At 63.2% G+C, this 16,295-nt stretch carries 14 protein-coding genes; 2 read left to right on the top strand and 12 right to left on the bottom strand.

All coding sequences use genetic code 11. The features are described 5' to 3' along the window. Positions 1-162: 162 nt before the first annotated feature. From APH41_RS03490 to APH41_RS03430, 12 genes are all read right to left on the bottom strand, one after another. Positions 163-1,566, bottom strand: a complete 1,404-nt coding sequence (locus APH41_RS03490) for an amidase (protein ID WP_054917447.1) — start codon at positions 1,564-1,566, stop codon at positions 163-165. Beyond that, positions 1,563-2,831, bottom strand: a complete 1,269-nt coding sequence (locus APH41_RS03485) for a Zn-dependent hydrolase (protein WP_054917446.1) — start codon at positions 2,829-2,831, stop codon at positions 1,563-1,565. Before APH41_RS03485 ends, APH41_RS03490 begins: the two co-directional genes overlap by 4 nt. A gap of 13 nt (positions 2,832-2,844) precedes the next feature. Further along, positions 2,845-3,540, bottom strand: coding sequence for an ABC transporter ATP-binding protein (locus tag APH41_RS03480; RefSeq protein WP_003192343.1), 696 nt, complete (start codon positions 3,538-3,540; stop codon positions 2,845-2,847). Further along, positions 3,540-4,289, bottom strand: a complete 750-nt coding sequence (locus APH41_RS03475; RefSeq protein ID WP_054917444.1) for an ABC transporter ATP-binding protein — start codon at positions 4,287-4,289, stop codon at positions 3,540-3,542. The genes APH41_RS03480 and APH41_RS03475 overlap by 1 nt, the downstream gene beginning before the upstream one ends. Then, positions 4,286-5,296 (bottom strand): branched-chain amino acid ABC transporter permease, encoded by a 1,011-nt coding sequence (locus APH41_RS03470; protein ID WP_054917442.1) that lies wholly within the window; start codon positions 5,294-5,296, stop codon positions 4,286-4,288. The genes APH41_RS03475 and APH41_RS03470 overlap by 4 nt, the downstream gene beginning before the upstream one ends. 1 nt (position 5,297) lies before the next feature. Beyond that, the gene (locus APH41_RS03465; protein ID WP_003192337.1) at positions 5,298-6,158 is read right to left on the bottom strand and encodes a branched-chain amino acid ABC transporter permease; all 861 of its coding nucleotides are present in this window, start codon (positions 6,156-6,158) and stop codon (positions 5,298-5,300) included. Between the two features lie 57 nt (positions 6,159-6,215). Continuing rightward, entirely contained in the window at positions 6,216-7,418 is a 1,203-nt protein-coding gene (locus APH41_RS03460) for an ABC transporter substrate-binding protein (protein ID WP_054917441.1), read from the bottom strand. A gap of 236 nt (positions 7,419-7,654) precedes the next feature. Next, entirely contained in the window at positions 7,655-8,422 is a 768-nt protein-coding gene (locus APH41_RS03450; protein WP_034127984.1) for a FadR/GntR family transcriptional regulator, read from the bottom strand. A gap of 112 nt (positions 8,423-8,534) precedes the next feature. Further along, a complete protein-coding gene (locus APH41_RS03445) occupies positions 8,535-9,290 on the bottom strand; it encodes a hypothetical protein (protein WP_054917448.1) in 756 nt (251 codons plus the stop codon). A 107-nt stretch (positions 9,291-9,397) separates the two neighbouring features. Next, entirely contained in the window at positions 9,398-10,810 is a 1,413-nt protein-coding gene (locus APH41_RS03440; RefSeq protein ID WP_054917439.1) for an efflux transporter outer membrane subunit, read from the bottom strand. Beyond that, complete coding sequence (locus APH41_RS03435) at positions 10,803-12,773, bottom strand: MacB family efflux pump subunit (protein WP_054917437.1); 1,971 nt, start codon at positions 12,771-12,773, stop codon at positions 10,803-10,805. Before APH41_RS03435 ends, APH41_RS03440 begins: the two co-directional genes overlap by 8 nt. 1 nt (position 12,774) lies before the next feature. Next, positions 12,775-13,944 (bottom strand): efflux RND transporter periplasmic adaptor subunit, encoded by a 1,170-nt coding sequence (locus APH41_RS03430; RefSeq protein WP_054917435.1) that lies wholly within the window; start codon positions 13,942-13,944, stop codon positions 12,775-12,777. A 326-nt stretch (positions 13,945-14,270) separates the two neighbouring features. Here APH41_RS03430 and APH41_RS03425 point away from each other — a divergent pair, with 326 nt between their 5' ends. Both APH41_RS03425 and APH41_RS03420 read left to right on the top strand, forming a co-directional pair. Then, a complete protein-coding gene (locus APH41_RS03425; RefSeq protein WP_054917433.1) occupies positions 14,271-14,753 on the top strand; it encodes a sigma-70 family RNA polymerase sigma factor in 483 nt (160 codons plus the stop codon). Between the two features lie 119 nt (positions 14,754-14,872). Continuing rightward, the gene (locus APH41_RS03420) at positions 14,873-16,210 is read left to right on the top strand and encodes a lysine N(6)-hydroxylase/L-ornithine N(5)-oxygenase family protein (RefSeq protein WP_054897439.1); all 1,338 of its coding nucleotides are present in this window, start codon (positions 14,873-14,875) and stop codon (positions 16,208-16,210) included. The last annotated feature ends 85 nt before the right edge of the window (positions 16,211-16,295 follow it).

The following is a 16,295-nucleotide window of genomic DNA, read 5'->3' as shown; positions in this document are numbered from 1 at the left end:
TCAAGAGCAAGATCAAGAGCGGCTCGCTTCGCATCGTGGTTACCGTTGGCTGCTACAACCTACAAAATTGTGTAGAAGCTGCGACGGCGGTGTGTCAGAGGCCAATGTGCTGACTGAAACAGCGCTATCGCAGGCAAGCCAGCTCCCACAGTTGTAGGTATTTCAGGTCGGGATTTTCGGTGTGTGCAAGTGCGCTGTGGGGAATGCCTGTGCATACGCGTGACACACCCTAAGTACTTGCTCATCGGCAAACCGCGCACCCACCACATGCAAGCCCACCGGCGAGCCATTTGCCGCCAACCCACAGGGCACTGACGCCGCCGGTTGTTGGGTAAGGTTGAACGGGTAGGTGAACGGCGTCCATTCCATCCACTCAGTCATTCCCGAACCCGGTGGTACGTTATGCCCCGCCTCGAACGCGGTGATCGGCATCATCGGTGACACCAACACATCGTAATGCTCATGGAAGGCTGCCATCCGTGCAACCAGCGCCGCCCGGGCTTCCAGGGCTGCGTTGAAATTGTCCAGGCTCAAGCGCTCGCCCCGTTGCGCAATACGTAGAAGCCCTGGGTCCAGCAGTTGCTTTTGCGCCTCGCTCATCGTGCCGGTCAGGCGAGCGGCACCGGCGGCCCACAAGGTGCTGAAGACGTCCAATGGGTCGCTGAAACCGGGGTCGATCTGTTCGACATGGGCGCCCAGTTGCACCAGGCCCTGCACAGCCTGATCCACCACCTGGGCGACTTGCGGGTCGACTTTCACATAGCCGAACGTGGGGCTATAGGCGATACGCAACCCTTTCAAGTCCGTCCCTGGAACCAGCCAGGGCGTGGTTCGCGGCGCGCCGATCAAGCCGTCCCGTGCATCCGGTCGCGCCACGGCTTGCAGCATCAGCACACTGTCTTCCACGGTGCGCGTCATCGGCCCCAGGTGCGACAGGATCGTCATGGAGCTGGCCGGCCATTGCGGCACATAGCCGAAGGTCGGCTTGATCCCGAAGGTGCCGGTAAACGCACAGGGAATACGGATCGAGCCGCCGGCGTCGCTGCCCTGGTGCAGCACGCCCAGGTTCAACGCCGCCGCCGCAGCGGCGCCCCCGGACGAGCCACCGGCGGTGGTGCGCGTGTCCCACGGGTTGCGGGTGATGCCGTACAGCGGGTTGTCGGTCACGCCTTTCCAGCCGAATTCCGGGGTGGTGGTCTTGCCCAGCAGCACCGCGCCAGCCTTGCGCATGAAGGCCGAGAAGGGCGCGTCCACGTCCCACGGGCCCTCGGCACTGGAGGTGCGTGAGCCTTTGCGCGTGGGCATACCGACTGTCAGCGTGAGGTCCTTGATCGACGCCGGCACGCCATCCAGGGCGCCGCAAGGTTCGCCCTTGAACCAGCGTTGTTCCGACGCCCGCGCAGCGTCCAGGGCGCCTTGCGGGTCGACATGGCAGTAAGCATTCACCACCGGGTTGTAGCGCTCGATGCGCAGCAACGCGTCTTCGGTGACCTCCACGGGCGACAAGGTCTTGTCACGAAAGTGTTGCAGCAGTTGCACCGCCGTCAATTGGCCGATCTCACTCATGCTTGAACTCCCTGCGCCGCGTTGACCATGGCGCGCAGCAACACCGCGCAGCCTGCGGCCAGATCATCCGGCGCGGCGTTTTCGATTTCGTTATGGCTGATGCCGCCTTCGCACGGCACAAAGATCATCCCGGCCGGGCCCAGTTCAGCGACGAAAATCGCGTCATGCCCGGCGCCGCTGACAATGTCCATATGGCTCAAGCCCAATGCCTGGGCAGCCTCGCGCACGGCGTTGACGCAGGTCGGGTGAAAGTCCAGCGGCGGGAAGTCGGCGGTGGGCGTCAGTTCAAACGTCAAGCCGTGGCGGGCGGCCGCGTCTTCGATCACTGCGCGCACTTCATCGACCATGGCTTGCAGCTTGTCGGCGTGCAGGTGACGCAGGTCGATGGTCATGTGCACCTGGCCGGGGATCACGTTGCGCGAGCCAGGGTGCAGGTTAAGGCAGCCGACGGTGCCGCAGGCGTGAGGCTGATGCTGATGGGCGATACGGTTGACCGCGCTCACCACCTCGGCAGAGCCCACCAGGGCATCCTTGCGCAGGTGCATGGGCGTAGGGCCCGCATGCGCCTCGACGCCGGTGAGGGTCAGGTCGAACCACTTCTGGCCCAGGCAGCCCATCACAACCCCCAGGGTAATCGCCTGGTCCTCCAACACCGGGCCTTGCTCGATATGCGCCTCGAAATAAGCGCCCACCGGATGGCCCAGCACCACACGCGAACCGGCATAGCCGATGCGCTGCAATTCGCTGCCTACCGACAGGCCCTGGTCGTCGAGTTTGTCGAGAGTCTCCTGCAAGTCGAACTTCCCGGCAAATACCCCGGAGCCCATCATGCACGGCGGGAAGCGCGAGCCTTCTTCGTTGGTCCACACCACCACTTCGATGGGTGCCTGGGTTTCGATCTGCAAGTCATTGAGCGTGCGGATCACTTCCAGCCCGGCCATTACCCCGTAGCAACCGTCGAACTTGCCGCCGGTGGGCTGGGTGTCGATATGGCTGCCGGTCATGACCGGGGGCAGGGCGGGGTTGCGTCCAGGGCGCCGCGCGAAAATATTGCCGATGGCATCCACACTGACGCTGCACCCGGCGGCTTCGCACCACTGCACGAACAGGTCGCGGGCCTGGCGGTCCAGGTCGGTGAGGGCCAGGCGACACACGCCGCCCTTGGCCGTGGCGCCGAGCCGAGCCAGGTCCATCAGCGACTGCCACAAACGGTCGCGGTTGATCAGCGGGGCATTGCTCTGGAGCGGTTGCGCAAGACTATTCATCAGGAATCTCCACTCAGGCACTCAAGGCCAGGTATCGGTTTTTGATCGTCGGGTCGGCGCGGAAGTCAGCGGCGCTGCCCTCGTACACCACGCGGCCCTGTTCGAGCACGTAATGACGGTCGGCGAGCTTGTCGCAGACCATCAGGTTCTGTTCCACCAGCAACACCGGCAGACCCTCGTCCTTGACCTTGCGCAGGATCTTCACCAGCTCGTCGACGATCACCGGGGCCAGGCCTTCAGTGGGTTCGTCGAGGATCAGCAGCTTGGGGTCGTTCAGCAGGGCGCGGGCGATGGCCAGCATCTGCTGTTCGCCGCCGGACAACGCATGGCCGGCGTTTTTGCGCCGCTCCTTGAGGCGCGGGAACATGGCGTATACGTCTTCCAGTTGCCAGCGGCTGTGCTTGCGGGCAGCGATGCGCAAGTTTTCCTCCACCGTCAGCAGGCGGAAAATCCCGCGGTTTTCCGGCACCAGCGCCAAGCCCTGGCGCGCAATTTCAAAGATCTTCTGCCCTACCAACGCCTGGCCGTTGAAGTGGATCTGACCCTGGCGCGGGCAGATGATGCCGAGGATGCTGCGCAGGGTGGTGGTCTTGCCGGCACCGTTACGGCCGAGCAGAGTCACCAGTTCGCCAGGGTTGACGCTCAGCGACACGCCTTCAAGCACATGGCTTTTGTCGTAGTAGGAATGGATATTCTCGACGATCAGCATCAGGCAGCCTCCCCAAGATAGGCAGTACGCACACGTTCATCGGCGCGCACGAACTCCGGCGTGCCTTCCACCAGGATCTGCCCATGGCTCATCACCGTGATGCGCTGGCTGATGGACATGACGATGCTCATGTTGTGTTCGATCAACAGCACCGTATGGTCGCGCCCAAGGTCGCTGATCAGTTGGGTCATGATCGGAATATCGTCGATGCCCATGCCCGAGGTGGGCTCGTCGAGCATCAACAGTTTGGGTTTGGAGCAGATCGACATGCCCACCTCCAGCACCCGTTGCTGGCCGTGGGACAACTCACCGGCCAGGGTGTCGGCGCGTGCCGTGAGTTGCAGGCGTTCCAGCACCTGGTCGGCCATCTCCAGGTGTTCGCGCTGGCTGTCCACCCGACGCCAGAAGTTCAAGGCACGCGAGCCATCGCGGCCTTGGGCGGCCAGGCGCAGGTTTTCGCGCACGCTGAGGTTCTGGAACAGGCTGGTGAGTTGGAACGAGCGCGCCATGCCCAGGCCGACGCGGCCGTGGGCGGGCTTGCGCATCAGGTTCTTGCCGTCGAAATGGATCGCCCCGGCGGTGGCCTGGCGTTCACCTGTCAGGCAGTGGAACAGGCTGGTCTTGCCCGCGCCGTTGGGGCCGATGATGGTGTGGATGGTGCCGGCTTCAACCTTGAGGTTGACGCCATTGACCGCGTGGAACGCGCCGTAGGCCAGCTCCAGGTTTTGGGTTTCCAGCAAGACACTCATAGCCCGTCCTCCTTGGCGACGACCGCGGGTTTGCGCGCGCCGCGCACCTTCTCGAATAGCGACGCGAGGCCGCCCCACAAACCGCCGCGCATGAAGATCACCACCAGGATCAGGATTACCCCCAGCAGCATCAGCCAGCGCGGCCACAGGTCGGAGAGAAAGTCGCCCAGCAGCACGATGGAGCCGGCGCCCAGCAGCGAGCCGAACAGCGAGCCGGTGCCGCCGACGATGGTCATGATCAGGATGTTCTCGGACATTGCCAGATCGATATTCGACAGCGGCACAAAGTGCAGCAGCATGGCGTACAGCGCCCCGGCAATCCCGGTGACCGCACCGGACAGCACGAACACCAGGATCTTGAAGTGGCGCGTGTCGTAGCCGATGGCCGAGGCGCGGGTTTCGTTCTCGCGGATCGCCATCAGCGTGCTGCCAAACGGCGAAGCGATGACCCGGCGTGCGCCGATGAAGATCAGCAGGAACAGCACCGCGACAAAACCATAGAAGGCACGGGCGTCGGCCAGGGACAGCAGCACGGTGTCGCCCACACGAATCTCCGGGCGCGGCACGCTGAGCAGGCCGTTGTCGCCGCCGGTCCAGTCGCTCAGGGTGTAGGCGACGAAGTACGCCATCTGGCTGAACGCCAACGTGAGCATCACGAAGTAAATGCCCGTGCGCCGAATCGCCAGGGCGCCCACCAGCAGCGCCAGGAAACCACCGGCAATCGCCGCGCCGAGCAACGCGGTTAACAGGCCCAGTTGCAGGTGGATCATCAACAGCGCCGCACAATAAGCACCGGCACCAAAGAAGATGCCTTGGCCGAAGGACAGCAGCCCGGTATAGCCCAGCAGCAGGTTGCAGGCGAGGGCGGCCATGGCAAAGATGAGGATCTCGGTGGCCAGGGTCGCCGAGGGCAACACCAACGGCAGGCCGATCAGCACGGCCAACACCCACAGCAACATGGCTCTGGATTGGGTCTTGGCAAACGGCAGCGGGTTTTTATCGCTCATGTCAGGCTCTCCCGAACAGGCCATAAGGGCGTACCAGAATCACCACGGCCATGGCGCCGTAGATCATCAGGCTCGCACCCTGGGGCCAGAGTGTGGTCATCAGGCTTTGCACCACGCCCACCAGCAAACCGCCGACCAGCGCACCGCTGAACGAGCCCATGCCGCCGATCACCACCACCACGAAGGCGATGCCCAGAATCTCCGGGCCGACAAAGGGCTGGGCGCCGCGCAAGGGCGCAAACAACACCCCAGCGACACCGGCCAGGGCGACGCCGAGGGCGAAGGTCATGGAGAACAGGCGGAAAATATTGGTGCCCAGTAGCGACACGGTTTCGGTGCTTTCACTGCCAGCGCGCACCAGAGCACCGAAGCGCGTACGTTCCAGCAGCAGCCACAGGCCCAGGCCCACCAGCCCGGAAAACACGATAAGGAACAGGCGGTAGTAGGGGTAGACGAAATCACCTACCACCAGCACGCCGCGCAACAGTTCCGGCACGGCGACGCTTTTGCCCACCGGCCCCCAGATCATCACGCTGGCTTCCTGGATGATCAGGGCGATCCCCAGGGTCACCAGAATCTGGAACATGTGTGGCAAGTGGTAGATGCGCTGGATCAGCAAGCGCTCGATCACCCAGGCCAGCGCGGCCACCACCAGCGGCGCGATCAGCAGCGCCAGCCAGAAGTTGCCGGTGAGGCTCACCGCGGTGTAGCAGATGTAGGCGCCGAGCAGGAAGAACGCGCCGTGGGCGAAATTGACGAAGTTGAGCAGGCCGAAAATGATCGTCAGACCTACCGCGATCAGGAAGTAGATCATCCCCAGCCCAAGGCCGTTGAGAATCTGGAACAGGTACAAATTAAGCATGCAGGCACCCTCCGCAGACGGCCGCTTGCACGGCCCTGCGCGACAAAAGTTAAGCGGTCAGCCGAGCGTGCAGCCTGTCGCCTCGACTGCGGGGAACGATTGGCCAGCGCTGAGCACTTTGGCCAGGTCGTCCTTGTCGGCCATGTCGCCGCTGGCCTTGCCGATCAGCAGGTAGTAGTCCTTGATCACCTGGTGGTCGCCGGCGCGGATTAACTCCTTGCCGGTCGGGCCTTCGTAGCTCAAGCCTTGCAGGGCCTTGGCCACGGTCGGGCCGTCGAAGCTGCCGGTGGCAATGATGGTGTCGAGCATGACTTTGGTGCTGATGTAGTCGGCGGCCAGCGGGTAGGTGGGGTTGATGCCGTACTTGGCCTGGGTCAGCTTGACCAGTTCACGGTTGAGCGGGGTGTCGACCTGGTGCCAGTACTGTGCGCCGAGGTACACGCCCTCGAGCACATCGCTGCCCAGTTCCTGGAACTGATCCAGGCCGGCAGACCACACCAGCAGCACCTTCATGCGCTCCTTGATGCCGAAGTTCACGGCCTGGCGCAGGGTGTTGGACGATTGGCTGCCAAAGTTGAGCAGCACCAGCACATCGGGCTTGGTGGAAATGGCGTTGGTCAGGTAGCCGGAGAATTCCTGTTCCTGCAGCGAGTGGTAGCTGTTGCCCACGTGTTCCAGGCCATGCTCCTTGAGCACGTTTCTGGCGCCTTCGAGCAAGGCTTCGCCGAATACGTATTGCGGGGTGATGGTGTACCAGCGCTTGGCGTCCGGCAGCAGCTTGATCAGCGGCACCATGGTTTCGCGTATCGCGCCGTAGGTGGGCACCGACCAGCGGAAGGTCGCGTTGTTGCAGTCCTTGCCTGTCACTTCATCGGCGCCCACCGGGGTCATGAACACGCCGCCGACCTTGTCCACTTCCTTGGCCACGGCCAGGGCGGAAGACGACAGCGTGCAGCCCTGGAAGAACCGCGCGCCGTCCTGCGCGATGGCCTCCTGCACCTTGCGCACTGCCTTGCCGGCGTTGCCTTCGGTGTCGATGACCTTGTAGTTCAGCGGGCGGCCGAGCAATTCGGGGTGTTGTTGCACCGCCAGGCGCGAACCCATGTCGGCAAATTTGCCATAGCTGGCAAAGGCGCCAGACATGGACTTGAGGCCGTAAAAGGTAAAGGGCTCGGCGGCGAATGCCGAACGCACGCTCAGCGGAAGGCTGAGGGCGGCGGCCGCGGTGAGGCTGGCTTTCAATAACGTACGACGCTGCATGGGGTGACTCCCTGGTTTAGTTATTGGCAGGAGCGGCAAGGGCGATACGGTGGAGCAAGGGCCTGTGGGCAGGCTTGTTATTGGATAACTCGATTTCGCGGGTGAACGGGGTCAACTGTGGGAGCTGGCTTGCCTGCGATGGCATCGACTCGGTCCCCTGTAACACCGAGGCGCCCGCATCGCAGGCAAGCCAGCTCCCACATTGATCGGGTTCCCACATTGGATTGTTGGCGTGTTTAAGGATGATCGAACTCCAGTAGGAAATGCGGGCTCACTTGGCCTTCCAGCGCGGTCATATGGTGTTCGGCATCGCACATGTGTTCATGCATCAAGCTGCGCACCGCGCTTTCGTCCCCGGCGCGAAAGGCGATCAGCAGTTGCTTGTGATAGTCGAGGTTGGCCGCGTCGAACTGCTTGCGTTTGGGCTTGTAGGCTTTTTTCAGCACCACCAGGTCGCGCAGCAAGTCATTGAGAAACTGCGCCATGAAGCTCAGCAGCGGGTTGGGGCAGGCCCGGGCCAGCAGGTTGTGGAACTCCAGTTCCGCCAGGCGCTGTTCGCGCTGGCCGGCTTCGCTGTCTTCGGGGGCGCTGCAAAAATCCACATTGGCTTGCAGGGCGGTGTAATCGTTTTCGCTCAAACGCCCGAGCACCGACACCGCCAATTCCACTTCGATGACCTTGCGCAGTTGGTAGACCTGCTCGCCGTCCAAGTGCTGGAAGTGCAGGTAATTGCGCAAGGCGCGGCTGGCCGGCTCGGTGCCGGCCTGGTTCAAGTAAGCCCCGCCGCTGGGGCCGGTGCGCGTGCTCACCAGGCCCTCCACTTCCAACGCCTTGAGCGCTTCGCGTGCCGAACCCTTGGAACACTGGAAGCTTTCCATCAGCTCGCGTTCGGTGGGCAGGCGGTCGCCGGGCTTCAAGGCGTCGGTGACGATCGAGCGCTTGACCGACTCGACAATCACATCGGACAGCTTCTGGCGTTTGCGGCGTAGCGGGCGAGTCAGCATGGCGGTGATTTATCGTATTAATGCGGATAAATAGCACTTAATAACGATTGGGGAAGTGCGTCAACGCAGGCTGTCGTTTTTGGTGGCAAGAGGTCGTAAATGCGTGGGCTACTTACTCCCAGGCGCTGAGGTCGAGACAGCGCGTGGACGCCGGCGGTTGTCTACCATAGGCGAGAAAATCCCCCAGCCAGCGGTTGACGCAGCCGTCGGCGCCTGCGCGCGCCGACTCCTTGAGCAAGAGTTGCTCGACACCGGTGGCGACTGCTTCGCCAGGCTCGGCATTGATCAGCACCATGCGCCCGACACGCTCGGGAAACAGCGTGCCGTAGCGGCTGCCGAGGCGGGTGGCAGCGGCGTTGCCCAGGTAGTTGAGGCGCGCCTCGTCAAGTTGCCCGCGCACGAACTCCATGTCCCGCGCGGCCTGTTCCACGGCATTGCCTTCGCGCAGGTCGCGGGCGCTCAGCTCGATGACGTCATAACGGTCGACCAGGGTGCGATAGGCCTGGGTAGCAAGCGACTCCCAGCGGCTGGCGAGGTGAAGAACGAAAGGCACGTCCTTGGCCTGGAGGGGGTCGCCGGCCTGGATGAACACGACACCTTCACGGTTGAGCGGTTGCCGTGCGCCTACCCGTGTCACGCTCAAGCTTAGGCGGCCGCGCTGGGGGGCGGCATGGTCGCGGGGGACGTTGACCAGGCCGCATTGGGTGCGGCCAACCACTTGCGGGTTCAAGTGCGCCGTCGTGGTGAGGGGGCAGTCCAGCAGCCAGTCGATTGCGGTGGGGGCGATCAAGGGCTTGGCCAGCGCCAGGTTCGGTATCAACCAGCAGCCAATGCAGGCCAGGCCTTTTACAACAACGCTGGGTTTCATCATGAGGTCCCGGGCTTCCGTGTGATAACGGCTTTTTTACCAAGGACCTTGAGGTGAAGAATGTAGGGTGAAGAAACAACTCGTGTATGAAATATGAGTTTCGTTTATCAGATGTTGGTTTTCCAGCCACCGCCTAATGCCTTGTACAGGGCGATGCTGGCTTGTAGGCGCGACAGGCGCAGTAGCACGTTCTGGTCCTGGGCGCCGTACAAAGTGCGCTGGGTTTCCAGCACCGTGAGCAGGTCTTCGGCACCGGCTTCGTAGCGGCTCTGGGCAATCTGAAACGCGGTCTGCGCCTGTTGCAGCTCCTCGCTTTGCCACTGGCGTTGCTGGTCAAGGCGGGTGATGCTGCTGAGGGCTTTTTCCACATCGGCAAAGCCATTGATGATCGCCCCGCGGTAGCTTTGCAGCAGTTCATCCTGGCGTGCCCGAGCCTTGTCGCGCTCGGCGCTCAGCCGGCCATTGTTGAAGATTGGCGCCATCAGGCCCGAGGTCAGGGTGTAGAAGGGGCTGCGCAAGACCTCTTGGGCCTTGTATGCGCCAGAGCCGAGGGTCGCGCCCAATGTCACTGAGGGCAGCATCGCTGCACGGGCCACCGTGACGTCGGCACGGGCCGCTGCCAACTGGGCTTCGGCCTGGGCGAGGTCGGGGCGCCGGCTCAATAACTGGCTCGGTACACCGGGCCCGATACTCGGCCAGGTCAATGCCTGGAAGGGTTCAGCGCCCAGTTCCAGAGCCTGTACGGGTTGGCCGAGCAAGGCGGCCAAAGTGATTTGCGACTCTTCGACCGATTGCTGGATCAGCGGCAATTGCCGTTGCTGGCTGGCCACCAGGCTCTTCTGTTGAGCCAGTTCCAGGGCCGTGGCGGAACCGGCGTCGTGGCGGGTCTGTACCAGGTTCAGCACATGGCGTGCATTCGCCAGGTTGAGCTCGGCAATCTGCAGGCGCTGGCGTGCGGCCAGGGTTTGCGCGTAGCGGTCGGCGACATTGCTGAGCAGGGTCAGCTCCACGTTGGCCTGAGCGAACTCACTGGCGTGCAGGCTCTGCACGGCGCTGTCGCGCGCAGCGGCGCGGCCCCCCCAGAAGTCGATTTCATAGCTGGCGGTGAGGCTGGCGTCATAGCTGTTGACGGTCCGATTGCTTTCGGTGGCGTCCAGGTCCGAGTTGCCGCTGCCGCGCAACAGTCTTTGCCGGCTGGCGGTGAGGTTGAATTTCAGCTCCGGCAGCAGCGGCGCGCCAGCAATCACCGCCGTGGCCTGGGCCTGACGGACCCGCGCCATGGCGGCCGCTACGTCGAAACTGTCACGACGGGCCTGGTCGATCAGGCGGTTCAACGCCGGGCTGCCAAACTGCGTCCACCAGCGCTGGTTGATGGCTTGGGTCGCTTCGCGTTCTGCATAGTGCCAGGCGGCGGGCGTGGCGAGGCCGCTGTCGATGGCCGGCGGGTTAGCGCCACAGGCCGTGAGCAACAGGCACACACTGAACGCTGACAGTCGTGGAGTGAGAGATCGTTTATTCACTGGTCAACGCCTTAACCGGATCGAGCCGGGCAGCTTTACGGGCCGGCATAAAGCCGAATACGACGCCGGTCACCAGCGCACAGCCAAACGCGCCGAGCACCGCCACCAGGGAAAACTGCACCGCCACTTCAGCCAGCACCAGCACGCCGCCTACCAGCAATGCCAGGGCAATACCGAACAGGCCGCCGACCACCGAGAGCATCACCGCCTCGGTGAGGAACTGGCGCAGGATGTCGCGCTGGCGTGCCCCGGTGGCCATACGGATGCCGATTTCACGGGTGCGTTCGCGCACGGTCATCAACATGATATTCATCACGCCGATGCCGCCCACCAGCAGGGAGATCGCCGCAATCGAGCCGAGCATCAGCGACAGGGTGTTCTGGGTGCGGGCTTCGGCCTGAATCATCGCGGCATTGTTGGTCAGCTCGTAGTCGCGCTTGCCGTTGTGCAGCTTCAGCATCAACTGGTCGATGGCGCGTTCGGCTTCATGCACCTTGCGTGCATCGGTGGTGGCAATCGCCACGTATTCGGGGTTGTAGCTGCCGAACAGGCGGACACTGGCGGCGCTGTAGGGAATGGCGACACGGTCGTCACTGTCCTTGTTGCCGGAGCTGGAGCCTTTTTCCGCGAGCACGCCGACCACCTGGAAGGGTACGTTCTCGATCAGGATGTACTGGCCGATAGGGCTGGCCACGTCCTTGAACAATTTTTGGCGGATGCGCGCGCCGATCACGGCGACCGTGGCGGCGGCGCGTTCGTCGGCCTCGGTGAAGTAGCTGCCCTCGACCACCGGCCAGTTGAAGATCTCCGGGAAGTTGGTGTCGTTGCCCCCCACGTAAGCCATGTAGTCGACGTTGCCGAAGCGCACTCCCGCGTCGTTGCCGTTGACCGGCATGATGCGCTTGACCTGAGGCAGCGTCGCCAGGGCCGCGACATCGTTGAGGGACACGATACCCAGCGGCGTACGCGGGTTGGGCGAAGATCCGCTGAGGTAGATGATATTGGAGCCGAACGCGCCCATCTGCGCCATGACCTGGCGCTTGCTGCCTTCGCCCACTGCCAGCATCACCACCACCGACGCGACGCCGATGATGATGCCCAGCAGCGTCAGCGCCGTGCGAAAACGGTTGATCCACATCACCCGCCAGGCGGCCTGCACGGCATCCAGCAATTCGGCTTTCCAGGCACCATTGTGCTCGGCGCCGTCGACCAGGCGTTGGCGCAGGTCCACGGCGTGCAAGGCGCCGGCCGCCACGCTGGGCGTGGCCGCGCGGGTGTCAGCCGAATCGCTGATGATCTGGCCGTCGCGAATCTCGATGATGCGGTTGGCTCGCGCCGCCACTTCACGGTCGTGGGTAATCAGAATGACCACATGGCCCTGGCTCGCCAGTTCGTCGAGCAAGGCCATGACCTCGGCGCCGCTATGGCTGTCGAGGGCGCCGGTGGGTTCGTCGGCGAGGATGATATGGCCGCCGTTCATCAGGGCGCGGGCGATGGACACCCGTTGCTGTTGCCCACCCGACAGCTGGTGCGGCCGATTGCCGGTGCGCTCGGCCAGGCCCAGGCGGGTGAGCAGGGCGCTGGCGCGGGCATGGCGTTCGGCGGCGCTGATGCCGGCATAGATCGCCGGCATCTCGACGTTTTCCTGGGCGGAGCCTGAGGGAATCAAGTGGTAGCCCTGAAACACAAAACCGAAGGCTTCGCGGCGTAGCCAGGCCAGTTCGTCGCTGCCCAGGTGGGCGACGTTTTCCCCGGCGAACAGGTAGTCGCCCTCGGTGGGGCGGTCGAGGCAGCCGAGGATGTTCATCAGCGTCGATTTACCCGAGCCCGACGCGCCGACAATGGCGACGAACTCGCCGGCATGGATCGACAGGTCGATGCCGCGCAACACATCGACCTGCGGGCTGTCGCCGCCGCCGTAGGATTTGCGGATGCCTTTGAGTTCAATCAGGGGCGTGGTCATTTCAGCCCCCATGGCTATCAACCGGGCCGATCAACAGGTGGTCGCCCTCGCTCAACCCCTCGAGCACTTCCACCCGCAGGCGGTCGCTGATGCCCAGGCGCACTTCACGGTCTTCGATGGCCCCGTTTTTGGCGACCACCCGGGCGATTTGCGCTGCGGAGCCGGGCACGCTTTGCAAGGCGGCGACGGGTACGGAGAGGGCGTTCTTGACTTGGCTGGCGACGAAAAAGACCTGGGTGGTCATCTCGGCCATCAGCGCGTTGTCGGCGTTGTCCACGTCCAGCAGCACCGTGTACAGCACCACTCGGCCAGTGCCGCTCTTGCTGGTGCTGCTCGGGCTGCCGCTGCCCTGGGTTTCGTTCAAGGGTTTGGGCGGGATCGGCAGGATTTGGCGCACGGTGCTGGTCCAGCGCCGGCTGCCACCGCTCAGGGTGGTGAAATACGCGCTCATGCCGGGTTTGACATGGCCGATGTCGGCTTCGGAGACTTCCGCCCACACCGTCATGGGCGATAGCTTGGCGATGCGCAGGATCAGCGGCGTTTGCTGTTGCGCGTTGAGGGTCTGGCCGACGCGTGCATCCACGGCCACCACGGTACCGGTCATTGGCGCGTAGATGCGCGTGTAGCCCAACTCGGCTTCATCGCTGCGCAGGCTGGCCTGGGCCTGGCGGATCTGTGCCTGGAACATCTGGACCCGCGCCTGGGTCGCGCTGAGTTCCGCCTTGGCGGTCTGCACGTCTTCCTCGCGGGTGGCGTTGCCGGCACTCAGGCGCTGCTGACGCTGGTACTTCTGATGGGCCAGTTGGTGCTGGGCTTTCTGCTCCTGCAACTGAGCCTGCAGGTTTTCGATGGCATAGCGGCTGGCGTCGAGCTTGGCTTTTTGCGTGGCGGGGTCGATCTCCACCAGCAATTGGCCCTCTTGGACCTGGTCACCGGCCTCGACGTGGATCTTGCGGATCTGCCCGGAGGCTTGGGCGCCGACGTCTACGTAACGTCGCGGTTGCAGGGTGCCCAGGGCGGTGACGCTGTTTTCGATGTCGGCGCGGGTCACGGTGACGGTGGCCAGGGCATCGCGGCCCGGCGTCAGGCCCTGCCAGGTGGCAAACGCAACGATGGGAATCAGGCACGCCACCACAAGCAGGGCGCGTCGGGCAGGTCGAGGGCGTTTCATGGGTAGCTTCCAGCCAGGAAAGTTCGGGGCGCAGTCGCGCAGAGCTGACAGGTAAACGAGGAAAATGCTCCGGAATTTAGGCTGTTACATAAGTAGTTACAGCGCGAATTGCGAAAAAAACCGACCGCTGATGAGAGAGTTCTTTAAAAGTAGATGAGAATTACTATAAATTGCACACACTCAAACTGCCATCATCGGTGATGGCAAAACCGCCAATGATTGCGGGCGCATCCAGGTAAGGGGATGCGCTCTTGGGTTTTTCGCGAGCAAGCTCGCTCCTACAGGGGCCGGGTGTCGTTTGTACCAAGGCCGTGGGGTCAGGAGTCATGTTGGAAAACTACTATCGCGAGCTGGTGTGTTTCCTCAACGCCAAGCTGGGCAACCGTCAGGTGGCCGAAGATGTGGTGCATGACGCTTATGTGCGGGTGCTCGAGCGCGCAAGCGACACCCCGATCGAACAGCCCCGCGCCTTCCTGTACCGCACCGCCTTGAACCTGGTGATCGACGGCCATCGGCGCAACGCCGTGCGCCAAACCGAGCCCCTGGAGGTGCTGGACAGCGAAGAGCGCTTCGCCGCCTGTTCCCCCCACGCCAGCCACGATCAGGGCCAGCGCCTGGAGATGCTCGAGCGCGCCTTGGCCGAGCTGCCGGCGGCCTGTCGCGACAGTTTCCTGTTGCGCAAACTCGAAGGCCTGTCCCATCTGCAAATCGCTGAACGCCTGAACATTTCCCGCAGCCTGGTGGAAAAACACATCGTCAACGCGATGAAGCACTGCCGGGTGCGTATGCGCGAGTGGGAAGCGCACTGATCGGCTGTTAGTTAAATTTTATTTCACTGTCCTCGTTTCCTATCAACACACGGCCTGTTGTTCAGGCCATGAAGGTATTCCCGCCCCACCGCCAAGGGGCTTATCCAGAGGACACTGGAATGACACAGGCAATTGCTTCGCCCGCGGTTCATGACCTGATCGGGATCGGTTTCGGCCCTTCGAACCTGGCGCTGGCCATCGCCCTGCAGGAGCGTGAAAAGGCCCAGGGCAAGCTGGACGTGCTGTTTCTCGACAAACAAGCCGACTACCGCTGGCACGGCAATACCCTGGTGACCCAGAGTGAACTGCAGATTTCCTTCCTCAAGGACCTGGTGACCCTGCGCAACCCCACCAGCCCGTACTCCTTCGTCAACTACCTCAAGGCCCACGACCGCCTGGTGGACTTCATCAACCTGGGCACCTTTTACCCTTGCCGCATGGAGTACAACGACTACCTGCGCTGGGTGGCGGGGCAGTTCCAGGCCCAGGCCAACTACGGTGAAGAAGTGCTGGCCATCGAGCCGATCCTGCATCAGCAACAGGTCGAGGCGTTGCGCGTGATCTCCCGTGATGCCCAAGGCGAGCAGCATGTGCGCACCACCCGTTCGGTGGTGGTCAGCGCCGGCGGCACACCGCGCATCCCCGAGGCATTCAAGGCGCTCAAGGGCGATAGCCGGGTGTTTCACCATTCCCAGTACCTGGAGCGCATGGCCAGCCAGCCGTGCGTAGACGGCAAGCCGATGCGCATCGCCGTGATCGGCGGCGGCCAGAGCGCGGCAGAAGCTTTTATCGACCTCAATGACAGCTTCCCGTCGGTGCAGGTCGACATGATCCTGCGCGGTTCGGCGCTCAAACCGGCCGACGACAGCCCGTTCGTCAACGAAGTGTTCTCGCCGGCCTTTACTGACCTGGTGTTCCAGCAAGTCGGTGCCGAGCGTGAGCGTTTGGTCGCCGAATACCAGAACACCAACTACTCGGTAGTGGACCTGGACCTGATCGAGCGAATCTACGGGATTTTCTACCGCCAGAAAGTCTCCGGCATCGCCCGCCAGGCGTTCCGCACCCTGACCGTAGTGGAGAAGGCCACCCCAGGCCCGCTGGGTATCGAACTGGCCCTGCGCAATAGCGCCACCGGCGAAACCAGCCTCAACCATTACGACGCGGTAATCCTGGCCACCGGCTACGAGCGCCAGATGCACCGTGAACTGCTGGCGCCGCTGCAAGCCTACATGGGCGACTTTGAAGTGGCCCGCGACTACCGCATCGTCACCGACGAGCGCTGCAAGGCTGGCATCTACATCCAGGGCTTCAGCCAGGCCAGCCATGGCTTGAGCGATACCTTGCTGTCGGTGTTGCCGATTCGGGCGGATGAGATTGCGGCGTCGTTGTATGCGCTGGACCATCACCGTGGCAAGGCGCGTTCGGTGCAGGACTTGCTGCTGGCAACCGCCAGCTGACCGATCCCCTTATTGTGGCGAGGGAGCTTGCTCCCGTTCGGGTGCGCAGCGCCCGCAAGCTTTTGGGGCCGCTTCGCAGCCCAGC

Origin of the sequence: Pseudomonas sp. NBRC 111138 (assembly GCF_001320835.1) — a bacterium.
In the GTDB taxonomy this organism is placed as follows: Bacteria; Pseudomonadota; Gammaproteobacteria; order Pseudomonadales; family Pseudomonadaceae; genus Aquipseudomonas; species Aquipseudomonas paracarnis.
This window is presented reverse-complemented; position numbering and strand designations above follow the sequence as displayed.

Bases quoted from the DNA above. Each gene is read 5' to 3' on its own strand.
- APH41_RS03420 (WP_054897439.1), top strand. From the start codon at position 14,873: ATGACACAGGCAATTGCTTCGCCCGCGGTTCATGACCTGATCGGGATC.
- APH41_RS03450 (WP_034127984.1), bottom strand. From the start codon at position 8,422: ATGCTGACTCGCCCGCTACGCCGCAAACGCCAGAAGCTGTCCGATGTG.
- APH41_RS03470 (WP_054917442.1), bottom strand. From the start codon at position 5,296: ATGAGCGATAAAAACCCGCTGCCGTTTGCCAAGACCCAATCCAGAGCC.
- APH41_RS03435 (WP_054917437.1), bottom strand. From the start codon at position 12,773: ATGACCACGCCCCTGATTGAACTCAAAGGCATCCGCAAATCCTACGGC.
- APH41_RS03445 (WP_054917448.1), bottom strand. From the start codon at position 9,290: ATGAAACCCAGCGTTGTTGTAAAAGGCCTGGCCTGCATTGGCTGCTGG.
- APH41_RS03490 (WP_054917447.1), bottom strand. From the start codon at position 1,566: ATGAGTGAGATCGGCCAATTGACGGCGGTGCAACTGCTGCAACACTTT.
- APH41_RS03430 (WP_054917435.1), bottom strand. From the start codon at position 13,944: ATGAAACGCCCTCGACCTGCCCGACGCGCCCTGCTTGTGGTGGCGTGC.
- APH41_RS03480 (WP_003192343.1), bottom strand. From the start codon at position 3,540: ATGCTGATCGTCGAGAATATCCATTCCTACTACGACAAAAGCCATGTG.
- APH41_RS03475 (WP_054917444.1), bottom strand. From the start codon at position 4,289: ATGAGTGTCTTGCTGGAAACCCAAAACCTGGAGCTGGCCTACGGCGCG.
- APH41_RS03485 (WP_054917446.1), bottom strand. From the start codon at position 2,831: ATGAATAGTCTTGCGCAACCGCTCCAGAGCAATGCCCCGCTGATCAAC.
- APH41_RS03460 (WP_054917441.1), bottom strand. From the start codon at position 7,418: ATGCAGCGTCGTACGTTATTGAAAGCCAGCCTCACCGCGGCCGCCGCC.
- APH41_RS03425 (WP_054917433.1), top strand. From the start codon at position 14,271: ATGTTGGAAAACTACTATCGCGAGCTGGTGTGTTTCCTCAACGCCAAG.
- APH41_RS03465 (WP_003192337.1), bottom strand. From the start codon at position 6,158: ATGCTTAATTTGTACCTGTTCCAGATTCTCAACGGCCTTGGGCTGGGG.